Source organism: Cytophaga aurantiaca DSM 3654, from assembly GCF_000379725.1.
Taxonomy (GTDB): domain Bacteria; phylum Bacteroidota; class Bacteroidia; order Cytophagales; family Cytophagaceae; genus Cytophaga; species Cytophaga aurantiaca.
Genome location: NZ_KB903665.1, coordinates 148230 through 172093, shown reverse-complemented (window position 1 = coordinate 172093; position 23864 = coordinate 148230). Strand labels below are relative to the sequence as shown.

Genomic DNA, 23864 nt, shown 5'->3' with positions numbered 1-23864 from the left:
AATTGGTCGGACCAAGATGTAATTCGTTCGCATAAATTAAAAATAGTAGCTATCTTGTTTCAAAGATGAATTTTCATTGTATCAGATGCAGATAAAACCTATAAAAGAACGTTCTCCGTTTGTTCTTTTTTTACCGTTTCTATTTATATACATTCTGTATGTTATCCGTTTTCATACGGATCAAATGGCAGGAGATGAAGCTCGTTATATTCAGTTTGCTCAAAATCTATTGCATGGCTTTTATTCGCCTGCATACCCAAATATAGATCTGATCAATGGTCCGGGCTACCCTATTTTACTTCTTCCTTTCGTAGGATTCAAACTTCCATTGCTATCCATTACGCTATTCAATGCTTTGTTGCATTATTTATCTGTCGTCTTTTTATTTAAGTCGGTACATATAGTAAGCCATTCCTTTAAAACAGCCTGCATTGTTGCCTTATGCTGGGGTCTTAATATTCTTGCCTATCAGGAAATGCCCTGCATTCTTACAGAATGTTTCACATTGTTTTTAATCTCGTTGTTTAGTTATCAGATTATCAAAATCTATTCGACAGCATCTATAACCTACCGATCTATAGCTTTCGCGGGTGTTACATTGGGTTTGTTGATTCTTACAAAAGTAATCTTCGCATACGTTGTATGTGTTTTATTTCTATTCACTGCATTCTTTTATTTTCTGCAAAAGAGGTCTGATAAGCTTCTGAAAATTGTTTGTATCCTTTCCATTTCTATCGGAACCATTACGCCTTATATCATTTATACCTATTCCTTAACAGGGAAGTTTTTTTATTTAAGCAGCGAAGGTGGAAAAGTTTTATATTGGATGACCTCTTTAGATGCTCATGAATATGGTGATTGGAACAACAACAACTTTACAGGAAATTGTTCGAACGACATTTTTTGTAATGCAGATTATATTGCTAAAAACCATGCATCTGACATGGAACGCATCGGTCGTTCCAAGAGTGTATTGGAAGTTGATTCATTGTTTAAGGCATATGCGATTCAACATATTAAAGCCAATCCGGTAAAGTATCTAAAAAACTGGTATGCAAATATAGGCCGCTTACTATTTGGCATTCCTGCCTCTTATTATTTTCAGAGTCCGACAACGTTGATACGAATTTATATCAACTCGATTCTGATGTTGGCAATGGTGTATTCGTTGATTGTTTCATTATGGAACTGGAAGACACTTCCGTTAGAAATACAGATACTTATAGGATTTTCATTTGTGTACCTTGGCTTAAGCTCGCTTGTGAGCGCCTATCCGAGACAATTGAATGTTATGGTACCGGCAATATTAATATGGACTGCTTATGCAGTAAAAAATACGTTACAGGTTCGGTTAAAAATATAAGAGGATATTATTAGGCACAAGCGAATGCTTGCGCCAGCGAAAATGGTTTCACAAGCCTAAGGAATATTCATGAATTTGTGAATCTGCAGTGAGATCTCCCACTCCGGATTTTCTTTCACAAAAGATATGATCTGAGGCAACATTTCTTCCTGACGCGACCACTCTGGTTGTAAAAATAGCTTGCATCCCTTTTTAAGTTTCGGAATAAATGTCTTTGCCCATTCAATATCACTTGGGTGAAATACAATGATCTTTAATTCGTCGCAGGCTTCAATAACAGAATCTAAGGGTGCTTTAAATTTCTTTGGTGATAAACAGATCCAATCCCATTGCCCGGATAATGGATGCGCTCCGCTTGTTTCAATATGATTTCTAAAGCCTTCTTTCTTTAAAGCCGCCGTAAGATTTGTTAGATCGTGCATTAAAGGTTCTCCGCCTGTTATGACAGCAATGCGACCGGTAAATGCTGCTGCTTCTGCAACCATATGTTCAATGGTTTGCATGGGGTGCTGAGAAGCATCCCACGATTCTTTTACATCACACCAATGACAGCCTACGTCACAGCCTGCAAGGCGGATGAAATAGGCTGCTCTGCCCTGGTAATGCCCTTCACCCTGAATGGTGTAAAAGGATTCCATGACGGGCAAGGATTGTATGGATGTAGAAATCTGCAAGTTGATTATTTTAAAGCCGCAGCCTGTAGTGTATTCATTAATAGAGAAGCTATGGTCATTGGACCAACACCACCCGGTACCGGTGATATATAAGATGTTTTAGGAGCTACTTCATCAAACTTCACATCGCCTAATAAACGGAAGCCTGATTTTTTAGAAGCATCGTCGATGCGGTGAATACCCACATCCACAACTACTGCACCTTCTTTCACCATATCTGCTGTAACAAACTCCGGCTTACCAATCGCAACGATTAGAATATCTGCCTGAAGCGTTAATTCTTTTAAATTCTTTGTACGGGAATGCACCATCGTAACGGTAGCATTACCTGGATTGGTATTACGTGCCATTAAGATGCTCATAGGCGAACCTACGATGTGGCTTCTGCCCATTACTACACAGTGTCTGCCTGCAGTCTCAATACCATTGCGTTCAAGCAATTGCATGATACCGTATGGTGTTGCAGGCAAGTATGTAGGCAAATTCAATACCATTTTACCTAAGCTTGTCGGGTGAAACCCATCCACATCTTTATCGGGTGAAATGGCTTCTGTTACCTTCTGCTCATCAATATGTTTTGGTAACGGTAATTGAACGATGTAACCGTCGATGTCTTTATCTGCATTCAGTTCTGCAACTTTTGCCAATAGATCTGCTTCAGAAATTGTTTCGGGAAGTTTAACAAGCGTAGATTTGAATCCAACCAGTTCGCAGGCTTTTACTTTTGCATTGACATAGGTAACAGCTGCACCGCTGTCTCCTACTAATACAGCAGCTAAGTGCGGGATCTTACCACCGTTGGATTTGATGGCGTCAACTTTTGACTTCAGTTCTTCTTTGATCTGATCTGAAGTGATTTTACCGTCTAGTAATTGCATAGAATATAATAAAATCACGCGCAAGGCGTGATGCTACATGTTATTGATCAAGTTTCAGAATTGCCATGAAGGCAGCTTGCGGTATCTCAACGTTACCAACCTGGCGCATACGTTTCTTTCCTTTTTTCTGCTTTTCAAGAAGTTTTCTTTTACGGGAGATATCACCACCGTAACATTTTGCCAATACGTTTTTACGCATTGCTTTTACAGTCTCACGAGCAATAATCTTTTGTCCGATCGCTGCCTGTACTGCAATCTCAAACATCTGCATCGGGATTAGATCTTTCAGTTTTTCGCACAAACGTTTGCCCCAATCGTAGGCTTTATCTCTGTGAACAATGGCAGACAAGGCATCTACCTTCTCTCCGTTCAACATGATATCTAATTTAATTACATTTGATTCTCTGAAGCCGATCAGTTCATAATCCAATGAAGCATAACCCTTAGAGATCGTTTTAAGTTTATCGAAGAAGTCAAATACAATCTCTGCCAACGGAAGTTCGAATGTTAATTCAACACGATCCGAAGTTAAATATGTTTGGTTGGTAATGATACCACGTTTATCCATACACAACGATATTACAGGACCAACAAAATCGGCTTTGGTAATGATCTGTGCTTTAATGTATGGTTCTTCTATATAATCTAATGTTGTTGGTTCCGGCATATCTGATGGTGCGTTTACCACAACCATCTCAGAGTCTTTTGTTAAGTATGCTTTGAACTGAACCGATGGAACGGTTGTAATCACCGTCATATCGAATTCACGTTCCAGACGCTCCTGTACAATCTCCATGTGCAGCATTCCCAAGAATCCGCAACGGAAGCCAAAGCCAAGTGCAATCGATGTTTCAGGTTCCCATACCAGAGACGCATCATTTAACTGAAGCTTTTCCATAGCAGCACGTAAGTCTTCAAACTCACTTGTTTCAACCGGATAGATACCTGCAAATACCATTGGTTTCACATCGGCAAAGCCTTGAATCGGTTCTCCAGGTCTGCTTACGTGGGTAATGGTATCACCTACTTTTACATCTTTCGCTTCTTTGATCCCTGAAATGATGTAACCAACATTCCCTGCGCTCATTTCAAGCTGCGGTTCCTGTTGCAGTTTCAGTACACCAATTTCATCGGCGTAGTATTCCTTGCCGATGTTTATGAATTTAACTTTATCTCCTTTTTTAATTGTTCCGTTGAAAATACGGAACATAACTTCAATCCCTCTGAATGAGTTGAATTGAGAGTCAAAGATCAATGCCTGCAAGGGTGCTTTCGGATCTCCTTTGGGAGCAGGTATACGTTGAATGATAGCAGCAAGGATCTCAAAAATACCAATGCCTTCTTTACCGCTGGCAGGTATGATGCTGTCGCGATCACAACCAAGTAATTCAACCACCTGATCTTTTACTTCTTCCGGCATTGCGCCCGGCAGATCTATTTTATTCAACACCGGAATGATCTCAAGATCATTTTCCAATGCCAGATATAAATTTGATATCGTTTGTGCTTCGATTCCCTGTGCGGCATCTACAATCAACAATGCGCCTTCGCAGGCAGCAATGGATCTAGATACTTCATAAGAGAAATCGACGTGGCCCGGTGTATCGATCAGATTCAAAATATATTTTTGACCTTCATAGGTATAATTCATTTGAATCGCGTGACTCTTAATGGTGATACCACGCTCCCGTTCAAGATCCATGTCATCCAATACCTGCGCCTGCATCTGTCGGTTGGATACTGTACTTGTGAATTCTAATAGTCTGTCTGCCAAGGTACTTTTACCATGGTCGATATGTGCAATAATGCAGAAATTACGAATGTTTTCCATCTAGGTACAAATTTAATCATTTAAACGCAGAAAACCGTGTATCTTATCCACTCGATCTCTCGTTTGATTAGATTAAAACAAATATGTATTATTGAAATTATTTAATTCAAACTTTTAAACCGTCAATCAGTAAATGAACCTGCCAAAAAACCCATTTGGGGAATGGATAACAAAAGTATATTATTCTTTTGCGGTTCAACTGATTCTAAATAGTGTCAAAAAAAATCAGATCTTACTTTTCATCTGGTTGGTATTATTGGGTTTTGTAACTCGTCAGTTTGGAGACATTATCGGTATCCCATATTTGTTTTTAGATCCGGAATATTTATCCGAAACAAACTTCAAAAGCTTTTTTATTATTGGGATCTCTCTTGGGGTTTTCATTACGTCATTCCATATAACTATATACATATTAGACAGTTATAAATTCCCATTTCTTGGAGCCACGCCGAAACCCTTTGCCACGTTCTGTTTAAACAACAGTACGATTCCGGTAATTTTCACGATTCTTTATGTTGTTAACATCATTTACTTCCAGAATAATTACAACATCCGAACCATGTGGGAAGTGATCTGTCAGGTTGCAGGTTTATTATGCGGACAGCTTGTTACGATTTTGATCATGTTCATCTACTTCAGTAGAACGAATAAAGATATTTTTAAAGAGCTGGCATCGTCTGTAGATAAAACATTAAAAAGAAATCCGATCAACCGGGTAAATGTGTTGAAGGATTTTCATTCAAAAAAACTTAAAAACAAATATCCGATCACGTCCTTTTTTACCATTAGTCTAAAAGTTGCCAAAACACCTACACACGAGCATTTAGACCGTTCAATGATGATGATGATTTTTGATCAGAATCACCTGAATGCTGTAATTGTAGAGATCTGTTTGATTACATTGATTATAAGTCTGGGTCTATTCAGAGACAATCCGTTGTTTCAGATCCCTGCTGCTGCCAGTGGTATTTTATTCTTTTCTATTATCGTTATGTTCACCGGAGCCTTTTCTTATTGGCTTAGAGGCTGGGCAATCACAACACTTGTACTCATTTTAATTTTATTTAATATTCTTATCAAGGAAGAAATCATACAATCTACCTATCAGGTTTTTGGGATCAATTACAATAAGCAGTCGGCTGTTTACACCATCGATCGTTTAAAAGCATTGAGTAACGCCCACACATATCAGGAAGACAAAGCACAAACCATTAAGATCCTTGATAAATGGAGAAGTCATTATCCGGATAGTGTAAAACCTAAAATGATCTTTATCTGTACCAGTGGTGGCGGACAACGTGCGGCGGTATGGACAATGCGTACCTTACAGTATGTAGATAGTATTACAAAGGGTGAATTGATCAAACATACCAGATTGATCACAGGCGCTTCGGGTGGGATCATTGGAGCGAGCTATTTCAGAGAACTTGCTTTATTGCAAAGTCAGGGTAAAATAAAAAGTGCGCATGAATTTAAGTATCTGAACAACATTTCAAATGATGTACTGAATCCGATTGTATTCAGTATGGTTGTTAACGATTTGTTCTTCCGTTTTCAAAAATTCACCGATGGAAATCATGAATATTATAAAGACAGAGGTTATGCATTTGAACAAAAGCTGCATGAAAACACGGAATATGTAATGTATAAACGCATCTCTGATTATAAAAAACCAGAAGAAGATGCGCAGATACCTATGCTGATCCTGTCGCCGACAATCATCAATGATGGACGAAAGTTATACATCTCTCCATTAAATATTGCTTACATGACTACCAATGCATCATCAAATACAGGGTTTCAGGAGAAGTTAAAAGGAATCGAATTCAGGAAATTCTTTGAGCAGCAAGAAGCAAACGATCTGCATTTTATGAGTGCGCTTAGAATGAGTGCGACCTTTCCATACATTACTCCAAATGTTGATTTGCCAAGTGAACCTGCAATGGAAATAATGGATGCCGGCTTATCTGACAATTTTGGTGTTAAAGATGCAACGGCTTTTATGTTTACGTTTAAAGAATGGATCAGCGCCAATACAAGCGGTGTAATTTTTGTAAACATCCGTGATTCACAAAAAAATCAGGAAGTAGAAAAAGGAAATACAGGTTCGGTTTTTCAAACCATTGTGACTCCTATTGGCAGCTTATACAACAACTGGAGTGATTATCAGGATTTCAATAATGATAATTTACTTGAATATGCTTCTTCGTGGTTGAATGCTCCGCTTGATGTAGTTGAGTTTGAGTACATTCCAAGAACAAATCAATTTAAGGCTCTACCGGGAGAAAATCCGGCGAAACATAGCGTTAGTGAACGTGCTGCATTAAGCTGGCACTTGACATTACGTGAAAAAGAAAATTTATACAACACGATCCTTGAACAAAACAATCAGCAGTCTATTCAGCGGCTTCAATTTTTGTTGAGTCAATAATTCTTGTATTTTTGAGAGTGCGTATACTACTTTCTTCCACACTCAGCTATTTATGTCTTGCATTCCTTTTGCTTTTCCAAAGCATTTCAGGTTTTGCCCAGATAGATACATTGAGAGGGCGCATTAATGAAACATTTACCAATCAATCCCTACCCTTTGTTCATATTACGATTCAGCCTTCGGGAAATGAATTTATCAGTAATATAGATGGAACATTCTGTATACCTTATCCGGCAGTTGGAAGTACCATTGTGTTCAAACGATTTTTACACAGAACGGTTGAGATTGAAATAACAGAAACAAAAATACCCGGAGATACACTTCGGGTAAAACTCAATCGATATCTTCTGTTTCCAGCCTTACCTGCAACCGATCCTTTTGCACTACACATTATTCAAAACACCATTAATTTAGCGAGTGACAATAACATCAATAAACGCAAGCAGATCCAATATCAAACCTACAGTAAGCTGACAATCGATGTTGGTAATTACAACAAGGTAACGGAGATCCTGAACAAGCTGAAAAAAAATGGCTGGGTGCGTAATGAAAACATCTCCGGCGATCAGCATTTGTACATTCTTGAAAGCAGTGCTACACGACGGATTTTAAATGCTCAAAATCAGTTAGAAAATATTGATGCGTTGATGAGTTCCGGAGTTCGCATACCCGGTGTTGCGTTATTGGGTACACACCTGCAGCATTTTAATATCTATGACAATTTTGTAGACATATCCGGAAAGAAATACATCAGTCCGCTTGCACAAAGCCACAGCGTTAACCGCTACAACTACCAGGTAATTGATACACTGTATTTACCTGACGGAAAATATTATTCAATTGCATTCAGTCCGAAATCACATAAAAACTTCAGCGCATTAAAAGGATTGATGCTCATTCATGCAGATGATTTTTCTGTTCGGTATGTATTGGTCTCACCTGCATTTACCAAAAAAGGTCTTATAGAAGTAGCGGTGCAGTATAAGACACAGAATTATGAATTGTACCCTGAGCGCCAAACCATTTATTTACGCGGCACAGAAAATGTGGGTGGATTATCACCGATTATTCAGGCAAGCACGTGGTATCATTTTTATCTACCCGATCAACATTTTGAAGGCAAGCAATTTGATGAACGTATTTTGTCATACCAAGAGGAGTCTATTGAAAAAGATACCAATTACTGGAATCAGATGCGCATGGAGCCTGCGAGCCAAACGGACAAAAACACCTATAAGTATTTTTTAAATGGATTGAATCCTTTGCTCATACAAAAAATATTAAACCTTGGTCAAAGTATTTATTTTGGTAAGTTAACTGTAGGTGCATTTGATTTTGATCTGAATAAAGTATTAAACCACAACCGAGCTGAAGGTATACGAATCGGTTTGGGCGGGAACACGAACTTTCGCTTTTCAAAAATATGGCAGCTCTCAGGCTTTATAGGATATGGGTTTGATGACAATAAGGCAAAGTATGGCTTTGGTGTTCAAAAGTCGGTCTATACCCCTTTAAAATGTTATGTAGGTTTTAATTTCAGTAATGAACTACATGAAGCAGCCGGTCAGCAGCTGGCATTTCAGACGCCGCAATATTCAACAGAAACGTTGCGAAGATTCGCGATCAAATACATGGACTATACAAAAAACCTTACCGTATATTTCAAAGCCCATCCGCTTACCTATTTCGATTTTACAACATCCTTTTCGTATCAGCATGCAACGCCCAACTATGCCTATGTGTATAATGGCGAATCGTTCGAGCATATGAATTTCCTGGAATGGAGCGCAGGAATCCGTTATGCCTACGGCGAACAGGAGATCGAGATCAACGATGAGCATATTAAACTTCCGTCTAAATTCCCCATTCTTTATTTCAATTTTGATAAAGGATTTAAAGTCAGCAATCAGCCGTTTAATTATTCACGTTACGAAATTCGTATTGATCAGTTTGTGAAAATTGTAGATTTAGGAAAATTAGGTATCCAGCTGGCAACCGGCGCAACAACAGGCGAAGCTCCATACACCAAATTGTTTGCTGGTAAAGGAAGTAGCAAAAGTGCCGGTGTTGTGGTACACAACAGTTTTGAAACCATGGGTTATAATGAGTTTGCAGCAGATCGATATTTCAATCTGTTTCTAAGTCATGATTTTGGAAGAATGTATTACAGAAGTTCATTCTTTATGCCCAACTTTATGGTGATCTATAACATTGGCTGGGGTTTTATATCAAACCCGCAATTGCATCAAGGTCCGTCTGTGGCGGATTACAGCAAAGGGTATAAAGAATTTGGCGGATTTTTAAATAACATTGTAGTTCTTAAACTATCCGGATTAAAGCTGGGTATTGGTGCCGGTGCATTTTTACGGTATGGGGAATATCAATTTAATAAAACGGCAGATAATGTGATGTTCAAATTCTCGTTGAATATTTCTTAAGCCTAAAGCTAAAGGCGGAAGGCCTAATGCTTAAAGCTTGGGGACCGACTACTAAAATGATTTTCTTATGTTTAGTCAAAGACTATGGTAAAAAGGGCACCAGTCACTGTGCTAAGACTTGCGCCATAAGCGAAACTGCTCATCAACCTAGAGGCTTTATTTACCTAGTCCCGTTTGGGACACAATATCTGTAGCCAAATAATCAATCCCAACACAACCGCACAAGTCCCATCGGGACGTCATAATGTAATCCTTATCGGTCGCTCCTATACGGAGCTCCGTGCGTGAAGATTTATGATTAGGTAGTTTCTACAGATATGTTACTCCGCTGGAGTAATTACTATAATCGATAAAGTTGCTATTAATTTAAGGTCTGATTCCTTCCATGACTTTATCATAAACGATCTTCTCAAATACAAAAGGTCCAATGTGATTATATGCTTCTAATTCGGGTTCCGAATAATCTGTTTCATAACCGAAGTCTTTCCATATAACAGACGTATCTGTTATTTCTATACGTGCTGTAATTGCTCCGCAGCCAATATCTGCACACATGGGACATACATAAAAACTTATTCTGCCTGTTTTTAATTCCGATGCTTTCAATCCTAAAAATTGATCCAGCTGTTCGGATTCATATGCTTTATTTTCACTCCAACCCAATGCACCGACCAAATCCAGATCAGTCACTACAAACAAGTCAGAGAGCGATTTGTCAGACACAACAAAATCAATGTATTTCCCTTCAAGCTTATTTGCCTCTGCTTTTCTATGTTTTGAGGCCAATGTTAACATGTGCATATGATATGGATGTTTGAGCGAAGTATGTTCAACGGTTGATTGGTATTTTAGTTTAAAAATGCATGTGAATGTTTCGAGCTAAATAAAAAATAAATGTGTTTGCTCAACAAAAAGCAACCCACGACTGAAGTCGTGGGCTATGCAAAATTTCAAATTAAATCTATTCTTATTTTCTTGGATTACCTGTCAAATGAGAATTGTTGTAATCGTTCAAAATATCATTACGTCCTTCCATGTGCTCAACAAATGTTTCGATGTAATTAATATCGAATGAATAACCACCCAATAACCAGATTGCACCCCAATCCTTCGTTGTACGAAGTAACACATAATCACTTCCGTCGATCTGAGTCGTATAGGTTACAGTCATATCGTTGAAGTTGAAAGATGTATCACATAAGAAGATATGTTCGCTCCAAGGGTGATCAAAATTACTCACGCGCACCAAAGACTGGTTCTGATCAAAAGCACCATAACGTGTAATGTGTACATAAATACCACGTGTACCTTTGTAAACTTCTGTGTATTTACTAATATCCATATTGTTCTTTTTTAATGTTATAAATTCTATGCTAGTTTAAGCATTATCTGCATATTTTACAATGGATTTGGTGTTATCCTTCCATCACTTTTTTAGCGGTTTCATTTATTTAAAATAGTTAATGAACAAATGGAAAGATGATATGATAATAAGAGGATTTTTCTGTATTTCTCCTTACATTAAACAAATATTTAATTGAACCGGATTATGAAAATCGTATACTTTATACCCGTATTTTTTTTATGCATGTTCCATGCAGCTGCACAACAATCGCCAACCGTTTTGATAGAAGATTTTGAAGATGGCAATTCACAAAATAATCTTGGCGGATATTGGTTTAGTTTCAATGATAATCAAAGCGGTGGTAAAAGCCGGTTGAAACAGGAGAACTGGCAGAAAGAAGCATTTGTAACAACAGGTGGATATGAATCTCAGGGCATGTTCAGTGTGGATGTAATCCTTGAGAAAGCCAGCTATCAATGGACTCCCTATTATTCATTTGCTACAATCGTTCATAAAACTGCTGCGGTGAATCCTTCCGCTTTTGCAGGGATTTCCTATTGGCATAAAGGTGTGGCACATAAAGTTCGCATACAAACAGATGAAGTAACCGATTATGATTATTACTCCATACGGGTACCCGCAAGCGATGTATGGACCTATGTAACCATTGATTACACCATGCTAAACCAGGAAGGCTGGGGTAAAAAAGTTCCGCTGAACTTGGACAACTCAATAAAGCTTGTTTGGAATGTGGATGAAACATCCGGGCATTTTCAGATCGACGATATCCGTTTTGTAAAAGAGATCAAATACGAAAAACAATTTAATATGAAGATCCTGCCGGCAGAAATTCCGGCACCGGTTGCGGTAAAAGGAAATATATCCAGTCCATTAAATGATCTGGCAAAAAAATATTTAACGAAAGGCATGAACTTAGCAAGCTGGGCTGAAGCAAATAAGATCACGTCTGCGAATCCGAAAGACTGGAAGTATAACGAAGCAACAATTAAACTCCAGGCAGACCAAGGTTTACTGGGAATCCGCTTCCCTATTGATCTGGATCTGTATGTAGTGGATCGCATAAATGTATTGAACGGCAGCAATAAAAAGATTGAAATAGAGCCGATGTTATACACGCTGCTGGACTCAATGAATATCTGGACAAAACGTTACGGTTTATCTTTAACGATCGATTATCATGCTTACGACGGTAGTTATAACAGAGCATCTTCTAAAGATCAGAAATTCAGAGAAGCTGTTTCGTCTTTATGGCGTGTGGTAGCACAGCATTTTGTAAAAGAGAAACGTGCAGACCTTTTCTTTGAACTTACCAACGAGCCTTGTTTGAGCTTGCCTGAAGGCGAATACATTGATCAGGCAGACTGGACCTTGCTGGCTCAAATGATGATTGACTCCATACGTAAAGTAGATAAAACACGTCCGATTATTTTTGGAGATACTAAGTGGTATAGTCTGGATGAACTGATCAAAAACAAACCGTTAAAAGATAAGTATGTGATCTATTGTTTCCATATGTATGATCCGTTCTTGTTCTCACATCAGGGTGCATCCTGGGCCAATATGGGAACTATGAAAAATATTCCGTTTCCGTATTCTGCAGACCGCTGGTCGACCGAGTACCGCGACTTTGGCATCACCGAAGGAACACCCGGCTGGATAAAAGATCAGGCTCAACGCTATTATCAGGAAGGGAACAAACAATTCATTAAAAACAGATTGGCGAAAGTAAAAAACTGGGCCTATGATAATAATGTACCGCTTATTTGTAATGAATGGGGTGCATTGCCAAACACGGCTAAGATCGAAGATCTGAACGCCTATTTTAAAACAATGGGCGAAATTTTCAGAGAGATGGATATCGCCTGGCAGGTATGGTTTGGAATTATGGATTCTGAAAACAAGCTGCTACCGGGGATGGCAGAGGCGCTGGATCTGAAGAAGAATTGATGAATTATAAGTTATGAATTGAAGCACAAATATCGTTCTTTTAACTCTTATCCCAACTACTACTAAGACCGGAGACAGAAGAGCACAAAGAAAAAAGAGAGTAGCTTATATAAATAATTCTAAATTATATTATCACAATTTTCCGCACAAGAGTACTATTGCCTTCTGTGGTTAATTTCAATATGTATGTGCCTGGTGGTAAAGATTGTGTATCAATTGTAAAAGTATTTTGATTTCCGCTTACCTCAACGGATAACATATATGTACCAATAGCGCTTAATATATCAATCTTGACTGCAGAAATATCTCCTATCTCACTAATTGTAATCTTTCCATCCGATACAGGATTGGGAAATACCTTTACGTTGTTAAAAATAGAAGCGTCCTGTATAGCTAAAACTGTTTTTAAGGTTATTGTGATCGTTCCTACTTTATTCCCTTGAAATGGCAATCCATTAATCATAGAAATGGGCTGAAAAGGGTTGGTAATGCTATTAGCCGAAGCATAGTCTGTGCCACTATCCGTGCCTGTATCGTATACATACAAATCAATAGTAACAGATGTTTTCCAGTTGCTATTTGCATCCAATAAATTAATACCATTAATCCCAGTAAACCAATCCGGACTCGGTGCCACCATTGATGCCAGGGTCAGCAAAGGAAATTCACTCGAAACGACCAAATTCGAAATTACAATATCCCCTGTTGCACTTGCCAATCCTGAGCCATCAATGTATTGATTCGCTTCATTATTGGTTATTGCTGTTTGCACTTCAGAATTAAAAACAATATTATTCCCCAATTCAGCAATATTTTTTATACCCGTAGTAGCCAAACTCCCCACTTGAAAAAATGCATTTTCGGTCTTATGTGTCGCTCCAACTAACTTAGACCAGTGCGCACCAACAGGCAAGCTATTGTGATCTATAGTATTCCACGTACTTGTGAAAGTAATATCATATGTTGCAGACGTTTGACAAATACCTTGTATGATTGAAAAGGCAGAAAACAAAATGGTTAATAAAGTAACTTTATTCATAAAAAAACTTTGGAGTACATTAAGCTATCCCTTGAAAAATGCTCATCATTCAAGGCAACACTATCGGGAGTTATTTATATGATCTAAATCAATTGTATATTGATTTAAGCACAATTGAACCTATTTTATATGAACGGATTATCCGTCCTTGCCCAATTTGAGAAGAATAACAAAAATGGTTCCAAAAAATAATTATTACTTTATAGATACGAACAAAACTCAAATAAATTAATAACAGGAAATATATATTTTGAAAGCGAATAAATTAAGAGCAAATATACGGGCAGGTAGTTTTGTTTTCCGGTCCATCAATAATATTACTTAATAGAAAAACTGCTCCAATACAATCTCTCCATCTTTTACTTCATACAACATGATTTCGTTCAATTGTATTCTTCCAAAACCTTCTACCGTCACATCCATTTCTCTGCCAACAGCAAAGTGATTACCAGCTAAAACAGGCACGCTAGTAGTTGCTCCATGGAATGCCTGAATCTTCTTTACAAAGTCTTCCCCTTTCTTCCGAACGTTTGCCTTACCTTCTGCATAACCCATATAGGGTGAGTTTTCAGGATCTATGCTTATTACATCTTCAGAAAAAAGCTCTTCCTGAATTTCAAACCACTTTTCCTGCATGGCAAGTTCTTGAAATCGTGTTGCTACTTCGTGTGGAGTTTTTGTTTTTATAGCTGTCATAAAATTTAGTTAACATACAATGCAAAGGTATACATCGCTTTAAACTATGCTTGGTGCAAAATAGACTTTATAACAGGTTGATTTGGACAAAATCACACATATCAAATTTTATTAATCTACCTCTATATTACACATTAATGTTTTACACTGCTGCCACATTGTTTCATTTTGTCAAAACAGAATTCAGTAAATAATTGAGAACCCATCTTATTAAAATGAATGGCGTCTGTAAATAATGTATCCTGCCATAGCTTTTCATTTGAATCAACAAAGGTTTGATTATTCGTTTCAAGTATATGTTTAATTTTTATAAGATGTTGCTTTAAATTATTTGATTTTAAAGAATCTAAATGAACGGCGAGGTCTTGTCTTTCCGGACTTTGAAAAAACAATAATTCGATCCCATTTACCTTACAATAAGCAGCAATGCTATCAAGATATTGATAGTGCTGCGCTAGTCCTGGATTTGACAAATAATCATTTTCCCATCTCTCTTTATCAATATTAAAACTATCTGTTCGGAAATTTACTGCACCGTATCGATCATATTTCAAATACTCATAATCCTTATCACAGCTTCTTACTTTCTTTGCATAAGTCAAATTCCGTGTATAATACTTTAAGTCGAAATGTTCTATAAATGCTTTAGCTACTTCGCATGTATTGCCTTTCAAATAGCTTTCAACAAACGGAATATCTATATGCTTATCGGTTTGCTGAAAATCAATGATATTGCTGACAATAAGTACACGTTCTATTTTATAGATATCACACAGCGATTTTAAAAACACAAAATTATCGTGCATAGACATGCCCCATGATGACGTGTTTAAATAATTACGTGTGTGTAAATTTGATATTACAGTTTCTGAATGAAGATTATTTTGCGTCATGGAAGACCCTATTGCTACTGTTGTTGCAGTTCTTTCTCTGTTTTTCATAAAACGAACTTTTTCATTAAATGAATAACTGTCAGAAAAGTTTAAAGCGGGTATATCATTGCGTGTAATATTATTTTTATATGCATAAACGAATATAACAAGAGCACTTATTAAGATAAAACATGCTAGAAAAACAATACTATTTATGATGAATTTTCTCATGGCTACGACTAGATACTAAAATTGAAAATAAATGAATTGTTGCTCTTTGCCATGAAACCAAAAAATTGCAACAATAATTGTATAATAGAATGCATATCTTAACGGACGCTTCCATCCCATACCTAAGCGAGCAATCGCATATTGGCTTTCCCTACCTTGCCATTCAAGCATATTAAAAATAATTAACAATGCTATCAGGCTATATGGAAAAATTTGATGTCCGGTGCCTTCTTCTATGATATAAGGAAATGAAAATATTGACAGTGAGAAAATTCCCTGAATGTAATTTATGGCGTGCTCAATGGTATTTGCTCTGAAAAATATCCAGGCAAATACAGTTAAACTAAAAGTGAATAACATCAATAAAAAATCCTTAATACCTGGAATGAACTTGCCTTGTGCAACAGTTTCTAAGTTATGGCGATTTCTGTTGGTTAATAAAAGTGGTAAGAAATAAATTGCGTTCAAGGTGCCCCAGGCAATAAAGGTCCAGTTTGCGCCATGCCAAAAACCACTTACAAGAAAGATGATAAAGGTATTACGTATCTTCATCCACGTGCCGCCTTTACTACCTCCTAATGGGATATAGAGGTATTCTTTAAACCAAGAGGAAAGCGAAATGTGCCAGCGTCTCCAAAACTCGGCTATATCTCTTGAGAAATATGGAAAAGCAAAGTTTCTTAAAAGATCTATACCAAATAAACGTGCTACACCCAATGCAATATCAGAGTAACCTGAAAAGTCGCAATAGATTTGAAACGTAAAAAACAATGCTCCTAAAACAAGCGTACTTCCTGAATAGTCTGATGAATGATTGAAAATTGTATTCGCATATTCAGCACAGTTATCTGCTATTACAATTTTCTTGAATAGGCCCCATAATATTTGTCTCAATCCGTCAACCGCTTTTGAATAATCAAATTCTCTTTTTTTAAGAATCTGAGGTAATAGATGTGTTGCCCGTTCTATTGGCCCGGCTACAAGCAATGGGAAAAAGCTAACAAAAACAGAATAGTTGATCAGGTTTCTTTCAGGTGTAATTTTGTTTTTATAGAGATCCAGAACATAGGATAAGCCATGAAAGGTATAAAAAGAAATTCCGACAGGTAATAATACTTGCAAAGAGACGAAATCAGCTTTAAAGCCCAATAGCGACAGTGCATCAGCAAAGGATGAAGCAAAAAAATTATAGTATTTAAATACTCCAAGGAAGCCTAAGTTGATGGCAATACTAAGAAATAACCAAAACTTTTTTTCTTTCTGATTGGCAGCATCGTAAATTTTAATACCGGTGAAATAATCCAATAGCGTTGAAAAGATAAGCAGAAACATAAAGCGCCAGTCCCAGCATGCATAAAAAAAATAGCTCGAAACGAGTAATAAAATATTTTGAAGTTTTAAGTTTCCTTTCAAAAACCAATAAAGGATAAAAACTATCGGCAGAAATATGGCAAAGTGTATTGAGTTAAAAAGCATATTACCTGTTAATTTCCATAAGTTTTATCCTCCTACTTACAACTTTTTCTGTTTATACTTCACAAGGTAATAAAACCTTAAGAAGGTCGCAATTGTAAAGTCAAATATGCCTTTGTAATGAATCATTCATGATACACTACAAAGGCATATTCCACTTAAAAATATATTCAGGGGTAAAAGGCTTAAGAGCGGATTCATGTATAAGATTAAAGTAGAAATGATTCGACTTTAATCTTATTGCATTTAATAGATTATTTTCTTTGAATATACTTTTTCTCCATCTGTAATGTAAATGATGTACATACCATTTTGTAATGAAGTCAGTGTTGTAGATAGTTCTTCTTCAATAAAACCGGACATACACAACGTGCCGGACATGTTGAATATATTGTATTGCAACGAGGTACTGCTACCCGACCAGTCTTTAACCAAAAAACTTTTTGTAGTTGCATTCCAGATTAATGTAGCATCGGCTGTATGTTTGGATTGGTTACCGGTAGTGGTCATTTCAATTAGAGCAACCAATGTATTATTTGTATTATCACATTCTGTTCCCGGATAAACAGAAACAGTGACAAATAAATACGGATATGAACTTTGGGGATAAGTACCCACTGCATTTGGATATGCACCGAGTGTTCCAGTAAAGGTAGCACCTGCGGCAATCACTCCTGTATTGCTGGACAGAACAATATTTGAACCTCCTGCTGCTTTTTGATTTGATCCTTGTGCATCTGTGGCAACATAATTCTGTAGTGACAGTTGATTCAATGGAACAGATTGGGTACCTGTGTTCTTGATCTCATACGTATACATATATGAGTCAGTAGTAATGGATGTAAATGTAATTTTAGTAACAATAACATCTATACCCGTACAGGCCCGAAGGTTTTGTGCTGATGTTAGAAACAAAAAACAAACAATTAAAAACAGAGTTGCTTTCTTAAGTATACGTCTATTCATAAAATATGATTTTAAAATTATTGAACATATAACTAATATAAGATATTTCAGTTATTTCGAATGGATTTAAAACAAAAAAGTCTCCCACGAATAATTCGCGGGAGACTTTTCAATATTTAAATCAACAAACAGATTAGCGCGTAATCGGCTTAACTGTTTTGATGATACGTGCAGCAACTTTGTATGGATCTGCCGCAGAGTTTGGACGACGATCTTCTAGGTAACCACTCCAGCCTTTAGCAGGAACTAAAACCGGGATACGGATTGAAGCACCACGATCAGATACACCGTAGCTGAAATCATGAATACTTGCAGTTTCGTGCTTACCAGTTAAACGTAATTCGTTGTATGCACCGTAAACGTCGATGTGTTCTTTAACTACCGGACGGAATGCTTCACATACTTTATCGAATACTTCTTTGCTGCCTGCTGTTCTCAACAATGTATTAGAGAAGTTCGCGTGCATACCTGAACCGTTCCAGTCAAGGTTACCAAGTGGCTTAGGATGGTAGTTTACAGAAACACCATATTTTTCCCCGATTCTTTCTAACAAGTAACGAGCAACCCAAATTTCGTCACCAGCACGTTTAGCACCTTTAGCGAAGATCTGGAATTCCCACTGACCTGCAGCAACCTCAGCGTTGATACCTTCAACGTTTAAGCCAGCATCAAGACATACATCCAAATGCTCTTCAATGATCTCACGACCATAAGCATTCTGAGCACCTACTGAACAATAGTAAGGTCCTTGTGGTTTTGGATATCCACCAGCAGGGAAACCTAACGGCATGTTTGTAGTTAAATCATATAAGAAATATTCCTGTTCGAAACCGAACCAGAAATCATTGTCATCATCTGAAATTTGAGCACGACCATTTGAAACGTGAGGAGTACCATCTGCATTTAATACTTCACACATTACTAAATAACCATTTTTTCTCTGTGGATCAGGACAAACAAATACTGGTTTTAACAAACAGTCAGAAGAACCACCTTTTGCTTGTTCTGTTGACGAACCGTCAAAAGACCAATTGCTAAGATCTTCTAATTTCCCACTAAAATCGTCTTCAATTTTAGTTTTGCTACGTAAGCTTTGAATTGGTTGGTAACCATCAAGCCAGATGTACTCTAATTTTGACTTTGCCATCGAAAATGAACGTGTTTATAGATAATTAATAAGAATTGTAAATACTATGATGCAAATTTAACCCTCTATTTGTAAAAAACTAATGTTTTAACACATAAGTCGTATCTCTTTTTGCACATATTTTAAAACTTCTTGATTTTGAAGTACTAAAATATTTTACAGACAATTTTTAATTGGAATAATACAAATTAAACAGGCATTATTTTGCTTGAATGCCAGTTTAAAGTTAGAACAATACTATTATTACCTTAAAAACAGAAGTTCTCTGTATTTAGGTAATGGCCACATTTCATCATCCACAATCAACTCCAATTTGTCGACCGCGTAACGGATTGTATCAAAGTATGGCTTCACTTTATCGCAGTATGCTTTTGCTCTCTCGGGCATGTGCTCAATGACGTTTGCTTTTTTACGTGCCTCCGTCATTGCATCGACATCTGTTTGAATTGCATTGATATGCTTAGATATCTCTTTAATGACTTCAATAATCGGTTTAGCTTCTTTTTCAAGACCAATATCTTTCAACCCTTTTACATTCAATATCAATTTGTTTTGATATTCAATAGCTGTAGGAATGATGTGATTGATAGACAAATCACCAATTACACGGCCTTCGATCTGAATTTTTTTAATATAATTTTCCTGCATGATCTCATAACGTGCTTCTAATTCACGTTCTGAATAAATACCATGCTTTTCAAATAATTTTTTAACCTTTGGTGTAATCCAGAAATCAAGCGCTTGTGGTGTTGTCATTACATTGTTCAATCCTCTCTTCGAAGCTTCTTTCACCCATTCTTCGCTGTATCCGTTTCCTTCAAAACGGATCTTCTTGGAAGCAAGTGTATAGTCGCGTAACACGTTTGCTACAGCAACTTCTTTCTTCACTCCTTTATCAATTTGTTTATCCACTTCTAATTTGAATTGCACTAATGTTTCTGCAACAATGGTATTCAATACTGTCATTGGTGAAGCTGAGTTTGCAGCACTTCCCACAGCTCTGAATTCAAATTTATTACCTGTGAAAGCAAATGGAGATGTACGGTTGCGATCGGTATTATCCAACAACAATTCAGGAATTTTATTGATCCCTAATTTCATATACATGTTATCCCCTTTATCAATACGCACGTTTCCGTTCTTCTCAAGCTCTTCCAGTACTTCAGTTAGTTGTTTACCAAGGAATACTGAAATGATTGCAGGAGGTGCTTCGTTTGCACCCAAACGGTGGTCGTTACCGGCAGATGCAATCGATGCACGCAATAAGTCTGCATAATCGTTTACTGCTTTAACAACATTCACAAGGAACGTTAAAAAGATTAAATTTTCTTTTGGCTTGCTGCTCGGGCTTAATAAATTTTTACCAAAGTTTGTGCTCAACGCCCAGTTGTTATGTTTTCCGCTGCCATTGATTCCTGAAAAAGGTTTTTCATGGAACAATACTTTTAAGGCATGTTTCTCTGCCACTTTATGCATTAAATCACGGATCAATTGATTGTGATCGCAAGACAGGTTACACTCTTCAAAAGTAGGTGCCATCTCATATTGGCCCGGTGCAACTTCGTTGTGACGTGTACGTGCAGGGATTCCAAGCTTCAATGCTTCGATTTCAAAATCAACCATGAAATCATTTACACGTGGCGGTATAGAACCAAAATAGTGATCGTCTAATTGTTGTCCGCGGGAAGGCGCATGACCAAATACGGTACGACCAGCCATTAGCAAGTCCGGACGAGCATTGAACAATGCTGCATCTACCAAGAAATATTCCTGTTCAGGTCCAAGTGTTGCAGTTACTTTTGTAATGTCTTTATCGAAGAACTGACATACTTCAGTAGCAGCTTTGTCAACCGCTGCAAGCGATTTCAATAAGGGTGCTTTGTTATCTAAAGATTCACCTGTATAGGAAACAAATATGGTAGGAATACATAAGGTACCGCCCATAATAAAAGCCGGAGACGATGGATCCCAGGCCGTGTAGCCACGTGCTTCGAATGTAGAACGAATACCGCCGTTCGGGAAAGAAGAGGCATCCGGTTCCTGCTGAACAAGAGCACTTCCTTTAAATTTTTCAAAAGGTTTACCTTCACCATCCAGATCAAAAAATGAATCATGCTTCTCAGCTGTAGCATCTGTTAACGGCTGAAACCAGTGCGTATAGTGTGTAACACCTTTTTCAATAGCCCAGCATTTCATACCTGCTGCAACAGCATCTGCGGTAATAGCATCAATTTTCTCACCTGAATCTGTTGCTGCTAATACTACTTTAACTGCATCGGATGAGATATAACGCTTCATTGCATCTATACCAAACACATTTTCTCCATAATAATCAGATATCTTAGTGGATGGGGCTGTAACTTTAATTGGTTGCCTTGCATTAAGACTTTCTAAAGCTTTAAAACGTAAGTGGGCCATAATGAATAATTTTTTCTTTAGGGGTCTATATTCTAACCCAAAACTATAAAAACCTTATTCATTTCAACCTTTTAGGCATAAAAATTTAAGGGCAAGTTGCCAAAATCCGTGTATATACGTATTTATCAATTCAAAATACAGATATCCTGACCTAACTCGTTGAAAAGTACTTTAGCAATTCTGCTTCAATGCTCTCAATTCTGCTTAATTTTAACTATTAAACCCAAAACCTTAATTCTTCTGAAAAAGTATATTCTATTTATTTTACGCTATCTGTTATTCTGGATGTTATTCTTCCTGTGCGGAAGATGCTTTTTTCTGCTTTATCACATCAAGCCTATTTCTAAACTTCCAATCACGGAAACGTTAAAATCGTTTGTTTACGGACTAACCTTAGATATTTCCTTTGCCTCCTATATTACAATACTCATTGCAGCTCTGCTCCCGCTTTTATTGGTGTTTAAGCTCAATGAAAAAATTGTTCGCAACAGTATACTTATATATACAAGTATCTGGATCATTTTACTGGCCTTTGCCTATACGCTTGATGCAGAATTGTTTTCATTCTGGGGATTCAGATTAGATAATACACTCTTTCGTTATACAGGTACACCTGCAGAAATGATTGGTTCCGCCATGTCCTCTCCTTTGTGGCTGCTACTTCCATTCTTTTTTATTGCTGCATATATCGGTTTTAAAATATTTAAAAAATATTATTTCACGTTTCCGTTCATTCATTTAAAATTATGGCAAGTACCTATTGCCTTATTTGTTGCAGCCTTGCTGGTTATTCCCATCCGAGGCGGTTTGCAGCAAATACCCAACAACGAAAGTGTTGCGTACTATTCTACAATACCTATTTTAAATCAAGCTGCGCTAAATCCTGCATGGACACTGGCCCGTTCGGTGATTGAACAAAACGGCCCGGATCCGGAACGATATCGTTTAATTAAATCGGGAGATGAAGATCGTATTGTTCGGCAACGCTTGATTGCATCTGCTCTTGATTCAATCCCTTTAACAAGTACTCGTCCGAATATTATTTTGATCGTCTGGGAAAGCTTAACAGCAAAAGTTTTAAACGATACGGTAACTCCGGGTTTAAATACGTTAAAAAATTCCGGTATTTATTTTTCCAGCATGTATGCAAGCGGAGACCGCAGCGATAAAGGCTTGGTAGCGCTGTTGAGTGCATATCCGGCGCAGCCCGATTACTCCATCATGACCGAACCGGGCAAGTCGCGTAAACTGCCTTTTATTACACAGCAGCTAAAAGGAGCCGGTTATAATACAGGGTATATTTATGGCGGAGAGCTGGAGTTTGCCAATATGCGTTCGTACATGAATTACAATGGCTTTGATGAAATTCAAGGCAAGTTTGATTTCCCTGAAGAAAGCTGGGGCGCCAAATGGGGAGCGCATGATCAATTTACGTTTGACCGTTTATTAGAGCGCGCAAATCTACAAAGTAAAAAAGCGAATCCTTTTTTCTATACACTTTTCACGCTTAGCAGCCACGAACCTTTTGACGTGCCTGGAAGACGTGTATTAGCAGGAAGTTCAAAGACAATACAATTTAAAAATGCGCATCATTACACAGACTCCTGTTTTGCTGATTTCATTCATAAAGCACAACAGCAGGCATGGTGGAACAATACATGGATCATTGTAATTGGAGATCACGGACATGTATTGCCTGGCAATGAATATGCAAACCATACACCCGATGAATTTAAGATTCCGATGGTTTGGCTGGGCGGTGCTATTAATCAAAAAAGACTAGTTGCAAATACCCATTCTCAGATTGAGCTTGCTCCGAGCATCGCTGCATATCTGGGTTTAAAACCTGCTGCATTTACATTCTCTAAACCCATCAATATTACAGATACTACTCAATATCCGGCCTGGTATTCGTTTAACGATGGATTTGCAAGCGTATACAACAACAAGCGTTTTTTTATGTACGGATTGAACAATCAACAAATTACTCAGCAAAAAAAGGGAATTACCAAGCAGGATATTACCTATGCTGAGGCATTCCTGCAGGTATTAATGGAGGATTTTTACAAGAAATAAGCTATCTTTGTATCTAAT

17 protein-coding genes are annotated in these 23864 nt (G+C 37.5%); 5 read left to right on the top strand and 12 right to left on the bottom strand.

Translation table 11 applies throughout. From position 1 onward, the window contains the following. Positions 1–85: 85 nt before the first annotated feature. Positions 86–1363, top strand: coding sequence for a hypothetical protein (locus tag A3EE_RS0118865; RefSeq protein ID WP_018345008.1), 1278 nt, complete (start codon positions 86–88; stop codon positions 1361–1363). 56 nt (positions 1364–1419) lie between these two features. On the opposite strand, the gene A3EE_RS0118860 is transcribed toward A3EE_RS0118865, so the two are convergent. The 3 genes from A3EE_RS0118860 to lepA are packed head-to-tail and all read right to left on the bottom strand — an operon-like array spanning position 1420 to position 4746. Then, positions 1420–2001: a 7-carboxy-7-deazaguanine synthase QueE gene (locus tag A3EE_RS0118860; protein ID WP_018345007.1), complete on the bottom strand. Its 582-nt coding sequence runs from the start codon at positions 1999–2001 to the stop codon at positions 1420–1422. Positions 2002–2042: 41 nt separating this feature from the next. Continuing rightward, positions 2043–2915: a bifunctional 5,10-methylenetetrahydrofolate dehydrogenase/5,10-methenyltetrahydrofolate cyclohydrolase gene (locus tag A3EE_RS0118855; protein WP_018345006.1), complete on the bottom strand. Its 873-nt coding sequence runs from the start codon at positions 2913–2915 to the stop codon at positions 2043–2045. 40 nt (positions 2916–2955) lie between these two features. Continuing rightward, complete coding sequence (gene lepA / locus A3EE_RS0118850; RefSeq protein ID WP_018345005.1) at positions 2956–4746, bottom strand: translation elongation factor 4; 1791 nt, start codon at positions 4744–4746, stop codon at positions 2956–2958. A gap of 133 nt (positions 4747–4879) precedes the next feature. On the opposite strand from lepA, the gene A3EE_RS0118845 reads away from it, so the two are divergent. Continuing rightward, positions 4880–7177 carry a patatin-like phospholipase family protein gene (locus tag A3EE_RS0118845; RefSeq protein ID WP_018345004.1) on the top strand — a complete coding sequence of 766 codons (2298 nt, stop codon included), beginning with the start codon at positions 4880–4882 and terminating at the stop codon, positions 7175–7177. 17 nt (positions 7178–7194) lie between these two features. Further along, positions 7195–9615, top strand: a complete 2421-nt coding sequence (locus A3EE_RS0118840) for a DUF5686 family protein (RefSeq protein WP_245553866.1) — start codon at positions 7195–7197, stop codon at positions 9613–9615. A gap of 366 nt (positions 9616–9981) precedes the next feature. Here the strand turns inward: A3EE_RS0118840 and A3EE_RS0118835 are convergent, their stop codons facing one another. Both A3EE_RS0118835 and A3EE_RS0118830 read right to left on the bottom strand, forming a co-directional pair. Next, positions 9982–10416 carry a hypothetical protein gene (locus A3EE_RS0118835; RefSeq protein WP_026209867.1) on the bottom strand — a complete coding sequence of 145 codons (435 nt, stop codon included), beginning with the start codon at positions 10414–10416 and terminating at the stop codon, positions 9982–9984. A 166-nt stretch (positions 10417–10582) separates the two neighbouring features. Beyond that, entirely contained in the window at positions 10583–10957 is a 375-nt protein-coding gene (locus A3EE_RS0118830) for a hypothetical protein (protein ID WP_018345001.1), read from the bottom strand. Between the two features lie 207 nt (positions 10958–11164). Between A3EE_RS0118830 and A3EE_RS0118825 the strand changes: the two genes are divergently transcribed. After that, positions 11165–12928, top strand: a complete 1764-nt coding sequence (locus A3EE_RS0118825; RefSeq protein WP_033418288.1) for a cellulase family glycosylhydrolase — start codon at positions 11165–11167, stop codon at positions 12926–12928. Between the two features lie 124 nt (positions 12929–13052). On the opposite strand, the gene A3EE_RS0118820 is transcribed toward A3EE_RS0118825, so the two are convergent. The 7 genes from A3EE_RS0118820 to A3EE_RS0118790 all read right to left on the bottom strand — a co-directional run bounded on the left by A3EE_RS0118820 (position 13053) and on the right by A3EE_RS0118790 (position 21770). Beyond that, on the bottom strand, positions 13053–13967 hold the full coding sequence (locus tag A3EE_RS0118820; RefSeq protein WP_018344999.1) for a spondin domain-containing protein: 915 nt from the start codon (positions 13965–13967) through the stop codon (positions 13053–13055). Positions 13968–14288: 321 nt separating this feature from the next. Next, a complete protein-coding gene (locus tag A3EE_RS0118815) occupies positions 14289–14663 on the bottom strand; it encodes a SnoaL-like domain-containing protein (protein ID WP_018344998.1) in 375 nt (124 codons plus the stop codon). A 134-nt stretch (positions 14664–14797) separates the two neighbouring features. Further along, a complete protein-coding gene (locus tag A3EE_RS0118810; RefSeq protein WP_157447112.1) occupies positions 14798–15604 on the bottom strand; it encodes a hypothetical protein in 807 nt (268 codons plus the stop codon). Between the two features lie 177 nt (positions 15605–15781). Next, entirely contained in the window at positions 15782–17242 is a 1461-nt protein-coding gene (locus A3EE_RS0118805; RefSeq protein WP_026209866.1) for an MBOAT family O-acyltransferase, read from the bottom strand. Positions 17243–17485: 243 nt separating this feature from the next. Next, positions 17486–18205 (bottom strand): T9SS type A sorting domain-containing protein, encoded by a 720-nt coding sequence (locus A3EE_RS0118800; RefSeq protein ID WP_018344995.1) that lies wholly within the window; start codon positions 18203–18205, stop codon positions 17486–17488. A gap of 133 nt (positions 18206–18338) precedes the next feature. Further along, a complete protein-coding gene (locus tag A3EE_RS0118795; protein ID WP_018344994.1) occupies positions 18339–19352 on the bottom strand; it encodes a glutamine synthetase beta-grasp domain-containing protein in 1014 nt (337 codons plus the stop codon). Between the two features lie 243 nt (positions 19353–19595). Beyond that, positions 19596–21770 (bottom strand): glutamine synthetase III family protein, encoded by a 2175-nt coding sequence (locus tag A3EE_RS0118790; protein WP_018344993.1) that lies wholly within the window; start codon positions 21768–21770, stop codon positions 19596–19598. 285 nt (positions 21771–22055) lie between these two features. Between A3EE_RS0118790 and A3EE_RS0118785 the strand changes: the two genes are divergently transcribed. Next, positions 22056–23846 (top strand): LTA synthase family protein, encoded by a 1791-nt coding sequence (locus A3EE_RS0118785; protein WP_018344992.1) that lies wholly within the window; start codon positions 22056–22058, stop codon positions 23844–23846. Positions 23847–23864 lie beyond the last annotated feature (18 nt).